The sequence below is a fragment of the Planococcus lenghuensis genome (assembly GCF_001999905.1).
In the GTDB taxonomy this organism is placed as follows: Bacteria; Bacillota; Bacilli; order Bacillales_A; family Planococcaceae; genus Indiicoccus; species Indiicoccus lenghuensis.
In genome coordinates, this window is the sequence record NZ_CP019640.1 from 1,593,470 (window position 1) to 1,608,694 (window position 15,225).

At 50.8% G+C, this 15,225-nt stretch carries 14 protein-coding genes; 11 read left to right on the top strand and 3 right to left on the bottom strand.

Translation table 11 applies throughout. The annotated features are described in order from the left end of the window. Positions 1–48: 48 nt before the first annotated feature. From B0X71_RS08095 to B0X71_RS08110, 4 genes are all read left to right on the top strand, one after another. Positions 49–1,803: an ABC transporter ATP-binding protein gene (locus B0X71_RS08095; protein ID WP_077588941.1), complete on the top strand. Its 1,755-nt coding sequence runs from the start codon at positions 49–51 to the stop codon at positions 1,801–1,803. Next, positions 1,803–3,578: an ABC transporter ATP-binding protein gene (locus B0X71_RS08100; protein WP_077588942.1), complete on the top strand. Its 1,776-nt coding sequence runs from the start codon at positions 1,803–1,805 to the stop codon at positions 3,576–3,578. Before B0X71_RS08095 ends, B0X71_RS08100 begins: the two co-directional genes overlap by 1 nt. Positions 3,579–3,686: 108 nt before the next feature. Next, complete coding sequence (locus B0X71_RS08105; RefSeq protein WP_077590944.1) at positions 3,687–4,397, top strand: cytochrome c biogenesis CcdA family protein; 711 nt, start codon at positions 3,687–3,689, stop codon at positions 4,395–4,397. A gap of 96 nt (positions 4,398–4,493) precedes the next feature. Further along, entirely contained in the window at positions 4,494–4,970 is a 477-nt protein-coding gene (locus B0X71_RS08110; RefSeq protein WP_232336844.1) for a CcdC family protein, read from the top strand. A gap of 12 nt (positions 4,971–4,982) precedes the next feature. Here the strand turns inward: B0X71_RS08110 and B0X71_RS08115 are convergent, their stop codons facing one another. Next, entirely contained in the window at positions 4,983–5,417 is a 435-nt protein-coding gene (locus B0X71_RS08115; RefSeq protein WP_077590945.1) for a DUF2621 family protein, read from the bottom strand. 118 nt (positions 5,418–5,535) lie between these two features. Here B0X71_RS08115 and B0X71_RS08120 point away from each other — a divergent pair, with 118 nt between their 5' ends. The 4 genes from B0X71_RS08120 to B0X71_RS08135 all read left to right on the top strand — a co-directional run bounded on the left by B0X71_RS08120 (position 5,536) and on the right by B0X71_RS08135 (position 6,861). Then, positions 5,536–5,754 (top strand): DUF1659 domain-containing protein, encoded by a 219-nt coding sequence (locus tag B0X71_RS08120; protein ID WP_077588944.1) that lies wholly within the window; start codon positions 5,536–5,538, stop codon positions 5,752–5,754. A 20-nt stretch (positions 5,755–5,774) separates the two neighbouring features. Beyond that, positions 5,775–5,990 (top strand): DUF2922 domain-containing protein, encoded by a 216-nt coding sequence (locus B0X71_RS08125; protein WP_077588945.1) that lies wholly within the window; start codon positions 5,775–5,777, stop codon positions 5,988–5,990. Positions 5,991–6,046: 56 nt separating this feature from the next. Beyond that, complete coding sequence (locus tag B0X71_RS08130; protein WP_077588946.1) at positions 6,047–6,175, top strand: YvrJ family protein; 129 nt, start codon at positions 6,047–6,049, stop codon at positions 6,173–6,175. A gap of 95 nt (positions 6,176–6,270) precedes the next feature. After that, positions 6,271–6,861 carry an SCO family protein gene (locus B0X71_RS08135; RefSeq protein ID WP_077588947.1) on the top strand — a complete coding sequence of 197 codons (591 nt, stop codon included), beginning with the start codon at positions 6,271–6,273 and terminating at the stop codon, positions 6,859–6,861. Positions 6,862–6,869: 8 nt separating this feature from the next. On the opposite strand, the gene mscL is transcribed toward B0X71_RS08135, so the two are convergent. Then, positions 6,870–7,277: a large conductance mechanosensitive channel protein MscL gene (mscL, locus tag B0X71_RS08140; RefSeq protein ID WP_077588948.1), complete on the bottom strand. Its 408-nt coding sequence runs from the start codon at positions 7,275–7,277 to the stop codon at positions 6,870–6,872. Positions 7,278–7,386: 109 nt separating this feature from the next. Here mscL and B0X71_RS08145 point away from each other — a divergent pair, with 109 nt between their 5' ends. Next, positions 7,387–8,028 (top strand): lytic transglycosylase domain-containing protein, encoded by a 642-nt coding sequence (locus B0X71_RS08145; RefSeq protein WP_077588949.1) that lies wholly within the window; start codon positions 7,387–7,389, stop codon positions 8,026–8,028. Between the two features lie 234 nt (positions 8,029–8,262). Here B0X71_RS08145 and B0X71_RS08150 read toward each other — a convergent pair whose 3' ends face one another. Beyond that, on the bottom strand, positions 8,263–8,529 hold the full coding sequence (locus B0X71_RS08150) for a GlsB/YeaQ/YmgE family stress response membrane protein (protein WP_077588950.1): 267 nt from the start codon (positions 8,527–8,529) through the stop codon (positions 8,263–8,265). 470 nt (positions 8,530–8,999) lie between these two features. Between B0X71_RS08150 and gltB the strand changes: the two genes are divergently transcribed. Together gltB and B0X71_RS08160 are read left to right on the top strand one after the other, a co-directional pair. Beyond that, positions 9,000–13,586: a glutamate synthase large subunit gene (gene gltB / locus B0X71_RS08155; protein ID WP_077588951.1), complete on the top strand. Its 4,587-nt coding sequence runs from the start codon at positions 9,000–9,002 to the stop codon at positions 13,584–13,586. Between the two features lie 20 nt (positions 13,587–13,606). Continuing rightward, the gene (locus tag B0X71_RS08160; RefSeq protein ID WP_077588952.1) at positions 13,607–15,094 is read left to right on the top strand and encodes a glutamate synthase subunit beta; all 1,488 of its coding nucleotides are present in this window, start codon (positions 13,607–13,609) and stop codon (positions 15,092–15,094) included. The last annotated feature ends 131 nt before the right edge of the window (positions 15,095–15,225 follow it).

The following is a 15,225-nucleotide window of genomic DNA, read 5'->3' on the forward strand; positions in this document are numbered from 1 at the left end:
TTTGCTAAAATAGACAGGTTGAGAAACTTTGAAACAAGGAGATAGCATATGCGCGTGTTCTTGGATTTAAGCTGGTTTTTTAAAGAACGAAAAAAGCAGTATATCATCGGTGTCATCATGCTGCTGCTTGTCGCATTGCTGCAGCTCTTGCCGCCGAAAATCATCGGGTTTGTCGTCGATGAAATCAGTGCCGGATCCCTGACTTCTTCGTTTCTGATCAGCTGGCTTGGCATTCTGGCAGCGGCAGCGGCAGGTATGTATGTGCTGCGCTATTGGTGGCGTCAGATGATATTTGGTTCATCGCTCGTGCTGGCAAGGAATTTACGGCGGGACCTGTACCATCATTTCACCCAGATGTCACCGGCATTTTATCAGAAACGGCGGGTCGGCGATCTCATGGCACATGCCACGAACGATTTGCAGGCAGTTCAGCAGACTGCGAGTGCGGGTGTGCTGACACTGGTCGACTCGATTGTCACCGGCGGGTTTGTCATTGCTGCGATGGCTATTACAATCAATTGGAAGCTGACCTTGATCGTGATTCTGCCGTTCCCGGTCATGATTATCCTGACAAGCTGGTATGGTCGGCTCCTTCACGAACGGTTCCATGGCGCTCAGGAAGCATTTTCGGATCTGAATGACAAAACGCAGGAAAGCGTGTCCGGTATGAAAGTGTTAAAGACATTCGGACAAAGCGGAGAAGATATCGCAGATTTTAAGCGCAAGTCAGCGGACGTGGTCGAGAAAAATGTCCGGGTTGCAAAAATCGACTCACTGTTTGATCCGACTATTTCTGCGATCATTGGAATCTGTTACATGCTGTCCATCGGATTCGGGGCTTATTTCGTCGTGAACAGCGACATGACAGTCGGTGATCTGATTGCGTTCACGACATATCTCGGCTTGCTTGTATGGCCGATGCTTGCGTTCGGCTGGTTGTTTAATATCGTGGAACGCGGCCGTGCTTCATACGACCGGATCCGGTCCCTGCTGGCAGTACCGGCGGATATTACCGATAAAGAAAAAGCGCTGGATTCACAGCCGGAAGGGGACATTGCATTTCAAGTAGAGGAATTCCGGTTTGAGGATCACGAAGAACCGGTGTTAAACGATGTTCACTTCACACTTCAGCGCGGGGAAACACTCGGTATTGTCGGGAAGACCGGTTCAGGGAAAACGGCGATTCTCCGGCTCCTGCTCCGCGAATTTGAAGGATACAGGGGAACCATTACATTCGGCGGCATTCCGATTGGCGATTTCAGACGCCAGAAACTCCGGGAAGCGATCGGTTATGTGCCGCAAGATCATTTTCTGTTTTCGATGGATATCCGCAACAATATCGCTTTTGCCCGTCCGGAGGCAACCGATGCTGAAGTGGAACAGGCAGCGCGGCTCGCGCACATCCATGAGGATATTCTTCAGTTTGCTGAAGGGTATCAAACAGTCGTCGGTGAAAGAGGCGTATCGTTATCGGGCGGCCAGAAACAACGGATTTCCATCGCCCGGGCATTGCTGACTTCACCGGAACTGCTGATTCTGGATGATTCCCTGTCGGCTGTGGATGCAAAAACCGAGGAAGCCATTCTGGAATCTTTGAAAGCGGCACGGACCGGGGAGACGACGATCATCACGTCCCACCGGCTGAGCGCCATCCAGCATGCTCATCAGATCATCGTCATGCATGAAGGCCGAATTACGGAAGCCGGTACGCATGACGAATTGATGGCACTGGATGGTCGCTACCGGGAAATGTACGACTTGCAGCAGTTGGAGGCGCTCGTCGAACAAGGAGGCACAATGTAATGGAGCAGCAGCCGAAATTATCGGGCAAAGATCAATGGAATGTATTCAAGCGCCTGCTCACTTATTTGAAACCGCATAAAAAAGTACTGGCACTCGCGCTTCTTCTGCTCGCGCTGACCGTAGCAGGCGATGTGCTCGGGCCGCTTATCATTAAGCGGTTTATCGATCAATACTTGACACCCGGCTTCTTTCCGACCGATGCCATTATAAGCCTGGCCGCCGCCTATGCCGCGATTCAGATTATGAATGTATTCGTCAGTTATTTTCAGCTCCTGAAATTCCAGGAAGTGGCATTGGCAGTCATCCGAGAGCTGCGGATTGATGTGTTCAGTAAAGTGCATAGTCTTGGGATGAGGTATTTCGACAGAACACCGGCTGGCAGTACGGTGTCCCGTGTGACGAATGACACGGAAGCAATCAAGGAAATGTTTGTCGGCGTGCTTGTCGGATTCGTGCAAAGCGCTTTTCTCGTCGTCGGCGTGTACATCGCCATGCTGTTGCTGAACTGGCGCCTTGCATTGCTCGTCCTGCTGTTGGCTCCGATCATCGTGTGGATCATCACTGCATACCGTAAACACAGTTCGGTGTTTTATCAGGATCTGCGGGAACGGCTCAGCCAATTGAATGCCAAGCTCTCGGAATCGCTCCAAGGTATGTCGATGATCCAGGCATTCCGTCAGGAGGACCGGCTGCAGGACGAATTCGAGCAGATTAACGAACAGCATTACAAAGCGGGCCGGCGAAATATCCGGATGGACAGCCTGATGCTGCATCCGGCGATTGATCTGATTTATGCAGGTGCAATTATTCTGCTGCTGAGTTATTTCGGCGTTACATCATTCTCGAATACAGTGGAAGTCGGTACCGTTTATGCGTTCGTCACCTATATCGACCGCTTTTTTGAACCGGTCAACCAAGTTATGCGAAGGCTGTCTGTTTTTCAGCAGGCGATTGTGGCCGCATCCCGCGTGTTTACAGTGCTTGATGAAGAGGACACAGAACCGGCACAGCAGGAAACGAAGGCGGAAATTACAGCAGGCCGCATTGAATTCGATAACGTAACATTTTCTTATGATGGGAAAAACGACGTGCTGAAAAATATATCCTTCACGGCGAATCCGGGAGAAACGGTTGCACTTGTCGGCCATACCGGAAGCGGCAAAAGCTCCATCATTAACCTGCTGATGCGGTTCTATGAGTATGAGCGCGGTGATATCCGGATTGACGGACGTTCGGTCAAAGCTTATCCGAACGAGGAACTCCGAAAGAAGATGGGACTTGTCCTGCAGGATCCGTTCTTATTCTATGGTACGATTGACAGCAATATCCGGCTGCATAATGAGACGATGACGGATGAAGAAGTCCGGGCAGCGGCTGAGTTCGTGCAGGCGGACGCATTCATCCAAATGCTGCCGCATGGTTATGAACAGAAAGTGACCGAGCGGGGGTCGACATTCTCAAGCGGTCAGCGACAGCTTCTGGCGTTCGCCCGCACCGTCGCAGCTGATCCGCGCATTCTGGTCCTGGACGAAGCGACGGCCAATATCGATACGGAAACAGAAGTTGCCATCCAGACGAGCTTGGCCCGGATGCGGCAAGGCCGGACGACGATTGCGATCGCTCACCGTTTATCCACCATTCAGGATGCTGAACTGATTTTAGTGCTGCACCATGGTGAAGTCATTGAACGCGGGACTCACCAGGAACTGCTGGCAGCCCGCGGTCTGTATCATAAAATGTACCTGCTTCAGAATAGTCTTGTCGAACAGCCCTAGAATGGCAATATCTCTGGTATCTGTCAAAAAGATTTCACAATCAGACATCCTTCTTTTTGACTTGAAGTTTGGTACGATGGGGAGAGGAAATTAGAGGGAGTGACGGTGTTGACTGCGGAGTTATCTTTATTTTTAGCGTTCGGCGCAGGGTTTTTAAGTTTCATCTCCCCTTGCTGTCTGCCGCTGTATCCAGCCTTTTTATCTTATATTACCGGCATGAGTGTCAATGAACTGAAAAACGAGCGCGGCATGATGCAGCAGCGGGCGATTTTGCATACGATTTTCTTTCTGCTTGGCTTTTCAGCAATTTTCATCGCACTCGGTTTTAGCACATCGCTCTTCAGTGATTGGTTCATCATTTATGATGATGTGATCCGCCAGGTCGGCGCGATTTTCATCGTGTTTTTCGGTCTTGTTATTTTGGGGATATTCACACCGAGCTTTCTAATGAAAGATAAGAAAATCACATTTCAGAACCGGCCATCCGGCTACTTCGGTACATTTATCATCGGAATCGCCTTTGCAGCAGGCTGGACGCCGTGCACAGGCCCGATCACCGGCGCTGTCTATGGACTGGCCGCAACCAATCCCGGGGCCGGTGTATGGTATATGCTTGCCTATGTGTTGGGATTTGCCATTCCATTTTTCGTTCTGTCGTTTTTTATCACCCGGATGGATTGGGTTCGCAGAAGAAGCAGAACCATCATGAAAGTAGGCGGAAGTGTCATGATCGCGGTCGGCGTCCTGCTGTTTTTTGATGGCATGACTTACCTGATCCGTGTCATGAGCCCATTTTTCGGCGGGTTCCAGGGATTGTAGTCACGGTGGTATTATGGAAGAGGCAACTGCCTCGTTTAATCGCATTGGCAGTTTTGCCTGAGGAGGATCGCGATGCTTGAACGTATATCGCCGGAATTGATGCTGATTGCGACAACCGTCATCGCATTGTTCATGGGTACTCTGCTGGTTGTCGTCCGTTCAAAAGCAGCGAAGTATCCGGTCACGGCTAAAAAAATCATCTTACCGCCGCTGTTTATGTCGACGGGAGCGCTCATGTTTGTTTTTCCTTTTTTTCGGGTAGAACCGCTTCAGGTGCTTGAAGCATTCGCGGTCGGCATGCTGTTTTCGACTGTGCTGATCTGGACATCGAGTTTTGAAGTGCGCGGTGATAAAATTTATATGAAGCAGTCCAAGGCCTTTGTTTTTATTCTGATTGGGCTGCTCGTGCTGCGGCTGATCATCAAATCGATTATTGGCACATCAGTCGATGTGGGCGAGCTGAGCGGCATGTTTTGGATTTTGGCATTCGGCATGATTCTGCCGTGGCGGATCGCCATGCTGTGGAAATATAAAAAACTGGAAAATGAAACAAAAAGCGCTGTCCCGGATTAACGGGCAGCGCTTTTATTTTTGGAAATAGTCTTCGTATGGTGCGGCATCGATCTGCATTTCATTGAGCTTTTTGCGCAGGAATTTATGATCCCGCTTGGGGGTGGCCAGAATATAGCCGCGAATAATGTGTTCATGCTCCACCGCTTTTGCTTTTTCAGCCAGGACAAGTTGACCGATCCGGCCGGCGATTTTCTGCTTGGCGACCGGACGGAACAGATCCGGAACCGGCTGCACAAGCTCATTCAGCAATTGCTTGTCATCTTCACCCCATAAATGCACCGTCTGGTCCACATAATATTCTTCCCAGTCCATGTCCGAACGGCCATCCTGCTTCGGCATCTTCTTCAGGAATTTCCGGAACATGAAAAAACCGCCGATGGCAAATGAAGTGATCAGCACAACCGTCCAAAACAGGATAAACCAAAGAAACGGTCCTTCTAATACCACGGTGTTCACCTCGTTTCGTCTCTTTTTTCATTATAAGAGCTAATCAAAGAAAATTCATTAAAAATGTATCCCTCTTCTCATCGGATTTCTATATAGCGGGTGAGAGGAGGTGAGCAGCATGGCAGTAATCGAATTCAACGATGCCATCCTCCGTCTGACACTTGACGACGGATTGGATGCGAACGGCAAGCCGAAAAAGAAAGTGAAAGCGTACCGCAATGCAAGTGACACAGCAACACCGGAAGGGATGTCCCAGTCCGCACAAGTACTGGCCGGATTTGGCACGAAACCGCTGATTTCAGTGGAAAAACAGACAACACATAACATTTACGCGTAAGCGGAGAGGAGAAGTAATTGATGGCTAAAACGCTGGAACTGAGCTTTGAATCAGCACTCGGAAAAGAAGTGACCTTCTCGGTGGAAGCGCCCAGGGAGGATCTGACGGCAGCTGAATTGAAAACCGGCATGGATTCGATTATTGCACTCGGTGTCTTTGCTGTGGAAGGTTCCCCTTTTGCGGTGGCGAAAGGTGCCCGGATCGTCGAACGCAATATTCAGGATTACGAGATTTAATGAATGCAAGCCCTCCGGAAAACCGGAGGGCTTTTTATGAACAGGAGGTGTACAAAATGGAAGAATGGATGCGGCTTGTCCAGGAAGTGGGTTTTCCGATTTTTGTATCATTTTATCTGATGCACCGGGTGGAAACGAAACTTCAGGCAATCCACGATGCATTGCTCGGTCTGAAGGCGCTGTGACGTCACAAAACTGTGACAAAGGCCGCCGGCAGGGAGTTGTGCAGGTAAAGTCTATCCGCTAAGATGAAATGAGCAACAGAGTGGAGGAGACGCGCATGAAACGGCTGATGCAAACATTTGGGATGAGCGGGGCGATTTTGATCGCCGGCTGTTCGAACAGTGCATTGGAAGCGGAGATGAACTGGGAAGTGCAGGATTTCTCTTATATGGATCAGCGCGGGGAGGAAGTATCGCTCGACAGCCTGGAAGGAACACCTTGGCTTGCCGCTTTCATTTTTACGAGCTGCGAGACGGTCTGTCCGCCGATGACATTCAACCTGACAGATATCCAAGGAGAATTGGAAGCAAAAGGGATTGAAGACTATAAAATTGTCGCATTCAGCGTGGATCCGGAAAATGACACCCCGGAACAGCTGCAGGAATATTTATCGAATTACCCGGTGCCCGACGAGTCTAAATGGCATCTATTGACTGGTTATTCACAGGAAGAAGTGAAGGCACTCGGGGCTGAGTCATTTAAGACACTTGTCCAGAATGATCCGAACAGCGACCAGGTGGTTCATGGCACGACATTTTATCTTGTGAACGGGGAAGGAACAGTCGTGAAGGACTATAACGGCTATCAGGACGTACCCGTCGATATGATTGCGGCGGATTTGGAAACACTGATTGAAGAACAGAGCTGAAAACCCGGTTAAACACCGGGTTTTTGCTTTGCCAGTAAATCGCGGATTTCTGTGAGAAGTTCTTCTTTCGTATCAAGAACGGCAGGTTCTTCTTTACCGGCTTCCTGCGGCTCTTCTTCTTTGCGTTTGAATTTGCTGAACAGCCGGATGACCAGGAAAATTGAAAACGTGACTATGAAGAAATCAATGATGGCTTGAAAGAATTCTCCATAGCGCAGTGCTGCGTCTTCCGCTTCGCCGAACCGGTAAGCCCAGTCGGCTACACTATACCCGCCGAGCAGAATACCAGTGAGCGGCACAATCAGGTCTTCGACGAGCGACGTCACGATTTTGCTGAAAGCGGCACCGATAACGACAGCGATGGCCAAGTCGAGAACATTCCCTCTTACCGCAAATTTTTTAAAATCATCCCACATGCAGATGCACCTCCCGTTCCTTATTGTACCGGACGGGAAAGCTGAAAACAGCGGAATTTGACAGCGGTATGATAGACTGAAACTAACAAAGAATAGTCGGTGGTGTGAAATGAAAAAGAACAAACAACAGAGACGGATGAACTGGACGAGAGTCTGGGTCGCGGGACTTCTCGCTCCCGTTACATTCGTCTTCCTGACCCTGCTGGTGGTCGTCTATGCCGAGGAGCTGGAATTTCCTCAGGTGATTGAAGAACGCACCCAGCAATTGTTCGATGTGCCGGTACCGGAAGCAAATATCCCGCTGTATAAAGAAGCGGCGGATGCTTACGGGATCCCATGGACGTTGCTCGCTGCCCATCACCGGGTGGAAACCCGCTTTTCAAAGATGGACCCGCTCATATCACCAGTAGGGGCAGAGGGCCATATGCAATTCATGCCCTGTACGTTCGTGGGCTGGAGCCATCCGACTTGCGGCGGTCTCGGTGAAGGCGCAATCGAAGACGGGGAAAAGACGGATCCGGCTGTTATTCACCAATATGGCGGATATGGAGTCGATGGAGACGGGGACGGCATTGCCGATCCGTTTAATCTGACGGATGCCATGTACAGCGCCGCCAATTATCTTGCAGCAAATGGAGCCGCAGAGGGAGACCTGGAGAGGGCGGTTTTCAACTATAATCACAGTGATGAATATGTCCGGAAAGTGCTGTCATTCTATGAAAAGTATGAACAGCAGCTGACTGGAAACTGAATGCCGCTGGGTCCGGCTTGAAATATGGATGCCAGGAGTGCAAGCTGGATGAGCTTGTGCAGGAGCACGCGAAGCGGCTGCGGATTCGCGACGTCTTCCGTCGTGCAAACTCATGGTTTGCCTAATAACAAAAAAAATTTGCTCAACCTATTGAAAACGGCCGCCGGTTCAAACTGAACCGGCGGCCGTTTTGGTTTGTGCTTTTACGTCTGTTTTAACCGGTCACGCTTTTCATCAAGTGCGGCTTCTGCGGCGGTTACCCATTGACCCGAGAACCAGACTTACAATAAAGACCAGAATCAATGCACCGATCAGAGCGGGAATCACATAAACACCCCAAATTTCGGGTCCCCAGTCTCCAAAGATGGCGCCGCCGATCCAAGCGCCGATGATACCGGCAAGGATATTGCCGATCACGCCGCCCGGGATGTCTTTTCCGAGAATCAGACCGGCCAGCCAACCAATAATGCCGCCCACGATAAGATAAAGAATGAACTCCACGCTGTTCATCTCCTTTATGAAATATGAAAACAAAAAGCATATATTAATTAAAGTATACCTGTTTTCATCCTAATCGAAACGCAGTGAGAGCAAGTGATGCAGCCGTAACCAGCTTGAAATATGAAAGAATATTCTGTACAATGAAAGTGAAAGCGGGAGGTGATGAGATGGATCAGCGTGCAATGAAGCGGCTGAACCGGCAAGGGTTACTGTTCGTCTTGCTGCATACCGTCATCCTGTTGAATTTCGCAGTCGATCTCATGATTTTCTGAGTGAATTTAAGTGCTTGAACCGTTCCGGGGCTTCCGGGTAACGGTTTTTTATTTTCCGGAATTTTGTTGCTATCGCTGCATTGTAATCGCTTTCATAACATTTTGGGTTTTTATTGCTAAATATTTTATATTTATTCAATTGTCAGACCATGCTATTCTAGTAATATACTAATTTTCGGCAGTGAAGGAGGCGCTTAAATGAATAAGCGAGAATACCCGGTACGTCAAGGGCTATATGACCCGGAACATGAACATGAGGCATGTGGCATCGGCATGATAGCCTCAGTTAACGGAGAGCAGTCCCATGAGATTGTTCAGAACGCTATAAACATTTTATGCAATTTAGAACATCGTGGCGGCCAGTCTGCCGATACGAGCACCGGGGACGGGGCTGGAATTCTGACACAGATCCCGCACCGCTTTTTCAAGAAGCAGTGTGAAAAAGAAGGGATTGTGCTGCCGGACGCCGGGCGCTACGGCATTGGCATGGTGTTTATGCCGCAGGATTATAATCTGCGGATGGAAACAAAAGAAATCGTCCAGCGCATTATTGAAGAAGAAGGCCAGGAATGTCTCGGCTGGCGGCCGGTGCCGCTCAATGATTCGTTTGTCGGGCAAGTGGCCCGCGGCACCCGCCCGGTCATCCGGCAAGTCTTCGTTAAAGCGGCTGATGGCCTGATGGATCCGACTGATCTGGAACGCAAGCTGTATGTGATTCGAAAGCGCATTGAAAACGAAGTGGCTGGACGGGAAGCGTTCAGAGATGTCTATTTCTGCAGCTTGTCGGCAATGACGATTGTCTATAAGGGGATGCTGATTCCTGAACAGCTCGATTCGTTCTATATTGACCTCAACCACCCCGAATTCAAATCGGCGCTGGCACTTGTCCACTCTCGTTTCAGCACAAATACTTTTCCGAGCTGGCAGCGGTCTCACCCAAATCGCTACTCGATCCACAATGGCGAATTCAATACGCTGCGCGGAAATGTCAATTGGATGCGCGCGCGTCAGGCACTCAGCAGTTCGCCGCATTTCAGCCGGGAAGATCTGGATAAACTGCTGCCTGTCATCGATGAAAGCGGAAGCGATTCATCAATGTTTGATAATTGTTTTGAATTTCTGCACTTATCCGGGCGCTCGCTTGCTCATACAGCGATGATGATGGTGCCTGAGCCATGGGTGAACGACCCGCTCATCAAACAGGAAAAACGGGATTTTTATGAGTACCACAGCACATTGATGGAACCATGGGACGGTCCGGCTGCACTGGTCATGACCAACGGGCGTCAAATTGTCGCTTGTCTTGACCGCAACGGACTCCGCCCGGCCCGTTATTATGTGACGAAAAGCGGCATGATTGTCCTCGGTTCCGAAGTCGGCGCATTGGATATTTTCTCGGATGACATCATCTACAAGGAACGGCTGCATCCCGGAAAAATGCTGCTTATTGACCTCGAAGAAGGAAAAATCGTTCCCGATGAAGAGATTAAGATGCAAGTGGCAACTGAACTGCCATATAAGGACTGGATTGCGAGCCATATGATGGATCTTGAAGATCTGCCGGCTGCAGAAGATGCTTCTGCCCCGATTGACAGTGAGGAATTACTGGATCAGCACCTCGCCTTCGGCTATACGATGGAAGAAGTGCAGCAGATTGTCCGGCCGCTTGCCTGGGATAAAAAAGACCCGGTCGGCTCCATGGGCTATGATTCGCCGCTTGCGGTTCTGTCGCATAAGCCGCAGCTTTTATACAGTTATTTCAAACAATTATTCGCCCAAGTGACGAACCCGCCGATCGATGCGATCCGGGAACAGATTGTCACTGCGACCCGCACGACCATCGGACGGGAAGGGAATCTTGTGGAACCGTCCATGGAGAGCTGCCGTCACATCCGGCTGGAAACGCCGATTTTGACAAATGAACAGCTGGAAACATTACGGAGCCACCCTGTGGATGACTTCAAAGCTATCACATTGCCGATTTTGTTCCGCGCAAACGGCGGTGCAGAAGCGATGGAGCAGGCACTCGAAGCGTTATTCGCACGGGCAGACCGGGCATATAAGGACGGTGCAGTGCTGCTTGTTCTTTCTGACAGAGGCGTAAATAAGAAATATGCGGCAATTCCGGCTTTGCTCGCTGTATCCGGACTTCACCATCACCTGATCCGCAAAGGCACCCGGACGAAAGTAAGCATTCTCCTCGAGTCTGCAGAACCGAGAGAAGTGCATCATTTCGCTGCACTGATCGGGTATGGGGCAGAAGGGATCAATCCATATCTCGCGCTTCGCACGGTGGAAGAACTCGTTAAAAATGGCGATCTTCCAGGTGAAGATGAAACAGAAGCGAAGGAAAGCTATATCCAGGCTTCAACCGACGGCATCGTAAAAGTGCTGTCGAAGATGGGCATTTCCACCGTTCAGAGCTACCGGGGCGCCCAGATTTTTGAAGCGGTCGGCATCCATCAGGATGTTATCGATAAATACTTCACTCGCACATCATCACGCATCGGGGGAATCGGCCTGGATATCATTGCGGCAGAAGTACTGGCCCGCCATGAGGAAGCATTTCCGGAGCGCCCGCGTGTCAGACAGGCATTAAAGTCCGGTGATGAGTATCAGTACCGGGCAAACGGCGACAGCCATTCGTATAATCCGATGACCATCCATACGCTGCAGCAGGCCTGCCGGACGGATAATTTTGAGACCTTCAAGAAATATTCCCGTCTGCTGACAGATGAAAAAGCGAACCTGCAATCACTTCGGGGACTGCTGGCATTCAAACAGCGACAACCGGTACCGATTGAGGAAGTGGAACCGATCGAAGCGATCACGGCCCGCTTCAAGACCGGAGCCATGTCTTACGGTTCAATCAGCGAAGAAGCGCATGAAGCGCTCGCAATTGCCATGAACCGCATCGGCGGCAAAAGTAATTCCGGCGAAGGCGGCGAAAATTCGGCCCGTTTCGAGCCGGATGAAAACGGCGACAGCCGCCGAAGCGCGATCAAGCAAGTCGCGTCCGGCCGGTTCGGTGTGACAAGCCATTATTTGGTGAATGCCGATGAAATTCAGATTAAAGTTGCCCAAGGGGCAAAACCGGGCGAAGGCGGTCATTTGCCGGGCAAGAAAGTGTATCCGTGGATTGCAGAGGTCCGTGGTTCCACACCGGGCGTGGAATTGATTTCACCGCCGCCTCACCACGATATCTATTCGATTGAAGATTTGGCTGAACTGATTTTCAACCTTAAAAATGCCAATCCGAAAGCGCGGATCAGCGTCAAACTCGTTTCCGCTGTCGGAGTTGGAACCATTGCAACCGGCGTTGCAAAAGGACGGGCCGATCTCGTGCTGATCAGCGGTTATGACGGCGGTACAGGGGCAGCACCGAAAACGAGCCTGAAAAACACCGGACTGCCATGGGAAATCGGATTGGCGGAAACGCATCAAACGCTGATGCTGAACGGGCTCCGCGACCGCATTGTCGTTGAAACCGATGGCAAGATGATGACTGGCCGCGATGTGGTCGTCGCTTCACTGCTCGGTGCAGAAGAATTTGGATTCGCGACTGCGCCGCTTGTTGTGCTCGGCTGTGTCATGATGCGGGTGTGTCACTTGGATACCTGCCCGGTCGGCATTGCCACCCAAAATCCGGAACTCCGGAAAAAATACGGGGGAGATCCGGAACATGTCGTGAACTTCATGCGCTTTATTGCAATGGAAGTACGCGAACTGATGGCAGAACTCGGATTCCGGACAGTTGACGAAATGATCGGCCGGACCGATGTGCTGGAAGTCAACGAAGCGGTCGATCACTGGAAGACGAAAGGGCTTGATTTGTCTGCCCTTCTGTACCAGCCTGAACTGCCGCCATCCGTCGGGCGCCATGCCATGATTCAGCAGGATCATAACCTTGAGCAGACGCTGGATTATCAGGAATTGCTGCCGCGGTGTGAAAATGCGATTGAAACAGGCGAACCGGTGGAAGTGATGTATGCAATCCGCAATATCCACCGGGCGGCGGGCAGCATGATTGGCAGTGCCATTTCCCGTAAGTACGGGGCTGAGGGGCTGCCGGAAGATACGATTAAACTCAATTTTGCCGGATCCGCCGGCCAAAGTTTCGGAGCGTTCATTCCGAAGGGGATGACAATGCGCCTGACGGGAGATTCCAATGACTTTGTCGGCAAGGGGCTCTCAGGCGGTAAAATCATTGTGCACCCGGCAAGTGATTCAACATTCATTCCGGAGAAAAACATCATTATCGGCAACGTATCATTCTATGGCGCGTCCGCCGGCGAAGCTTATATTTATGGGCTTGCGGGAGAACGGTTTGCTGTCCGTAACAGCGGGGCAGATGTGGTGGTTGAAGGAATCGGTGATCACGGGTGCGAATATATGACGGGCGGCCGAGTTGTTGTGCTTGGACCGACTGGCAAGAACTTTGCGGCCGGTATGTCCGGAGGCGTGGCTTATGTGCTGGATGAGTTTGATACATTCTCGAATTACTGCAATCAGGAACTCGTCCACTTGCAGCCGCTTGCAGACCCGGCAGAAATCGCAGGGCTTAAAGAGATGATTGAGAAACACGCAGACTATACAGGCAGCAATAACGCCAAACGGATTTTGGAGCATTGGGAGATCTTCACCACGAAGTTTGTGCGGGTCATTCCAAAAGCGTATCTGGAGATCAACGAACGAATCAGCACGCTGCAAAAAGGCGGAATGGATAAATCTGCAGCTGAAATGATTGCCTTTGAAGAAAGCAAGCTGGCAAAAGCCGGCAAATAAGCCTGCTAAGGAGGGATATGATGGGAAAACCTACAGGATTCATGGAATACGAACGGCAGACGGTCAAGGAACGCCATCCATCGGAACGGGTCAATGACTGGGCGGATTACACACTTCCACTGTCAGAAGAAGAAGTTCAGAAACAGGGAGCGCGCTGCATGGAATGCGGCGTGCCAACCTGTCAGTCAGGAATGGAATTGGAAGGCGTCACCACAGGCTGTCCTGTTTATCATCTCATTCCCGAGTGGAATGACTTGGCGTATCGGGGGCATTGGAAAGAAGCGCTTCAGCGGGAACATGTGATGAATAACTTCCCTGAATTCACAGGAGCTGCTTGTCCTGCTCCTTGTGAAAGCGCCTGTGTGCTCGGAATCAACGAACCGCCTGTCGCAATCCGAACAATTGAACGGTCGATTATTGAACGCGGCTTTTCGGAAGGCTGGGTTGTACCGAAGCCGCCGAAAAGCCGGACAGGAAAAAAAGTGGCGGTTATCGGCTCTGGCCCGGCAGGACTTGCTGCAGCGGATCAGCTGAATCAGGCAGGGCATCTTGTAACTGTTTTTGAACGGAGTGACCGGGTTGGCGGTCTGCTGACATATGGCATTCCGGAAATGAAAATTTCTTATGATATGGTCATGCGCCGGGTGGACTTGCTCGAACAGGAAGGAATCACGTTTGTCACAAACACAGAAGTCGGAAAAGATCTACCGGCGGCTGCCTTGAAGTCGGAATTTGATGCGACAATCATGTGCACGGGCTCAACGGTCCACCGTGATATGCAGATTGAGGGCCGGGAACTCTCCGGCATCCACTATGCAATGGATTTCCTCCATACATCGACGAAGAGTTTGCTGGACTCCAATCTGGAAGATGGCCAGTTCATTTCTGCGGAAGGCAAAGATGTGATCGTTATCGGCGGTGGTGACACAGGCACGGATTGCCTGGCAACAGCCGTCCGGCAAAACTGCAAGAGCCTTATCCAGTTTGATATCTATGATAAAAAAGGGGCCATGCGGGATGAAGTCGGCAACCCATGGCCGCAATATCCGGCGATCCATCGGGTTGAATACGGTCAGAAAGAAGCGGCCGAAGTATTCGGAGATGACCCGCGAGCTTATGCAGTCATGACAACGAAATTCGTTGGTGACGCACAGGGCCAACTGAAAGAAGTGCATACAGTAAATGTGAAACTGCGCATAGATGATGCCGGCAACCGTATCCGTGAAGAGATTCCGGGAACGGAAAAAGTATGGAAAGCGGACCTTGTCCTGCTTGCGATCGGTTTTCAGGGACCGGATCAGCACTTGATCCAGGAGATGGCAATCGAGACGGAAACAAATTCCACTGTAAAAGCGGAATATGGAAAGTTCCAGACAAATGAAGAAGGCGTATTCGCTGCCGGTGATGCCCGGCGCGGTCAAAGCCTGATCGTCTGGGCGATCAATGAAGGTCGCGGAGCAGCACGGGAATGCGACCGCTTCCTGATGGGCTCGACCATTTTGCCTTAAATGAAGCAATTTAACAGAAACAGCCGCTCCTTCGGTATTGAACCGAAGGAGCGGCTGTTTTGTGTTTTATCGAAATTTATTCCGAGCCGGTCAGGCGTTGTGTTTTCAGCACCGGGCACACCAGTGGGGCG

What these genes read in the sequence shown, in the direction of transcription:
- B0X71_RS08095 (WP_077588941.1), top strand. Translation starts at nt 49, where the DNA reads ATGCGCGTGTTCTTGGATTTAAGCTGGTTTTTTAAAGAACGAAAAAAG.
- B0X71_RS08100 (WP_077588942.1), top strand. Translation starts at nt 1,803, where the DNA reads ATGGAGCAGCAGCCGAAATTATCGGGCAAAGATCAATGGAATGTATTC.
- B0X71_RS08120 (WP_077588944.1), top strand. Translation starts at nt 5,536, where the DNA reads ATGGCAGTAATCGAATTCAACGATGCCATCCTCCGTCTGACACTTGAC.
- B0X71_RS08125 (WP_077588945.1), top strand. Translation starts at nt 5,775, where the DNA reads ATGGCTAAAACGCTGGAACTGAGCTTTGAATCAGCACTCGGAAAAGAA.
- B0X71_RS08130 (WP_077588946.1), top strand. Translation starts at nt 6,047, where the DNA reads ATGGAAGAATGGATGCGGCTTGTCCAGGAAGTGGGTTTTCCGATTTTT.
- B0X71_RS08135 (WP_077588947.1), top strand. Translation starts at nt 6,271, where the DNA reads ATGAAACGGCTGATGCAAACATTTGGGATGAGCGGGGCGATTTTGATC.
- mscL (WP_077588948.1), bottom strand. Translation starts at nt 7,277, where the DNA reads ATGTGGGATGATTTTAAAAAATTTGCGGTAAGAGGGAATGTTCTCGAC.
- B0X71_RS08145 (WP_077588949.1), top strand. Translation starts at nt 7,387, where the DNA reads ATGAAAAAGAACAAACAACAGAGACGGATGAACTGGACGAGAGTCTGG.
- gltB (WP_077588951.1), top strand. Translation starts at nt 9,000, where the DNA reads ATGAATAAGCGAGAATACCCGGTACGTCAAGGGCTATATGACCCGGAA.
- B0X71_RS08160 (WP_077588952.1), top strand. Translation starts at nt 13,607, where the DNA reads ATGGGAAAACCTACAGGATTCATGGAATACGAACGGCAGACGGTCAAG.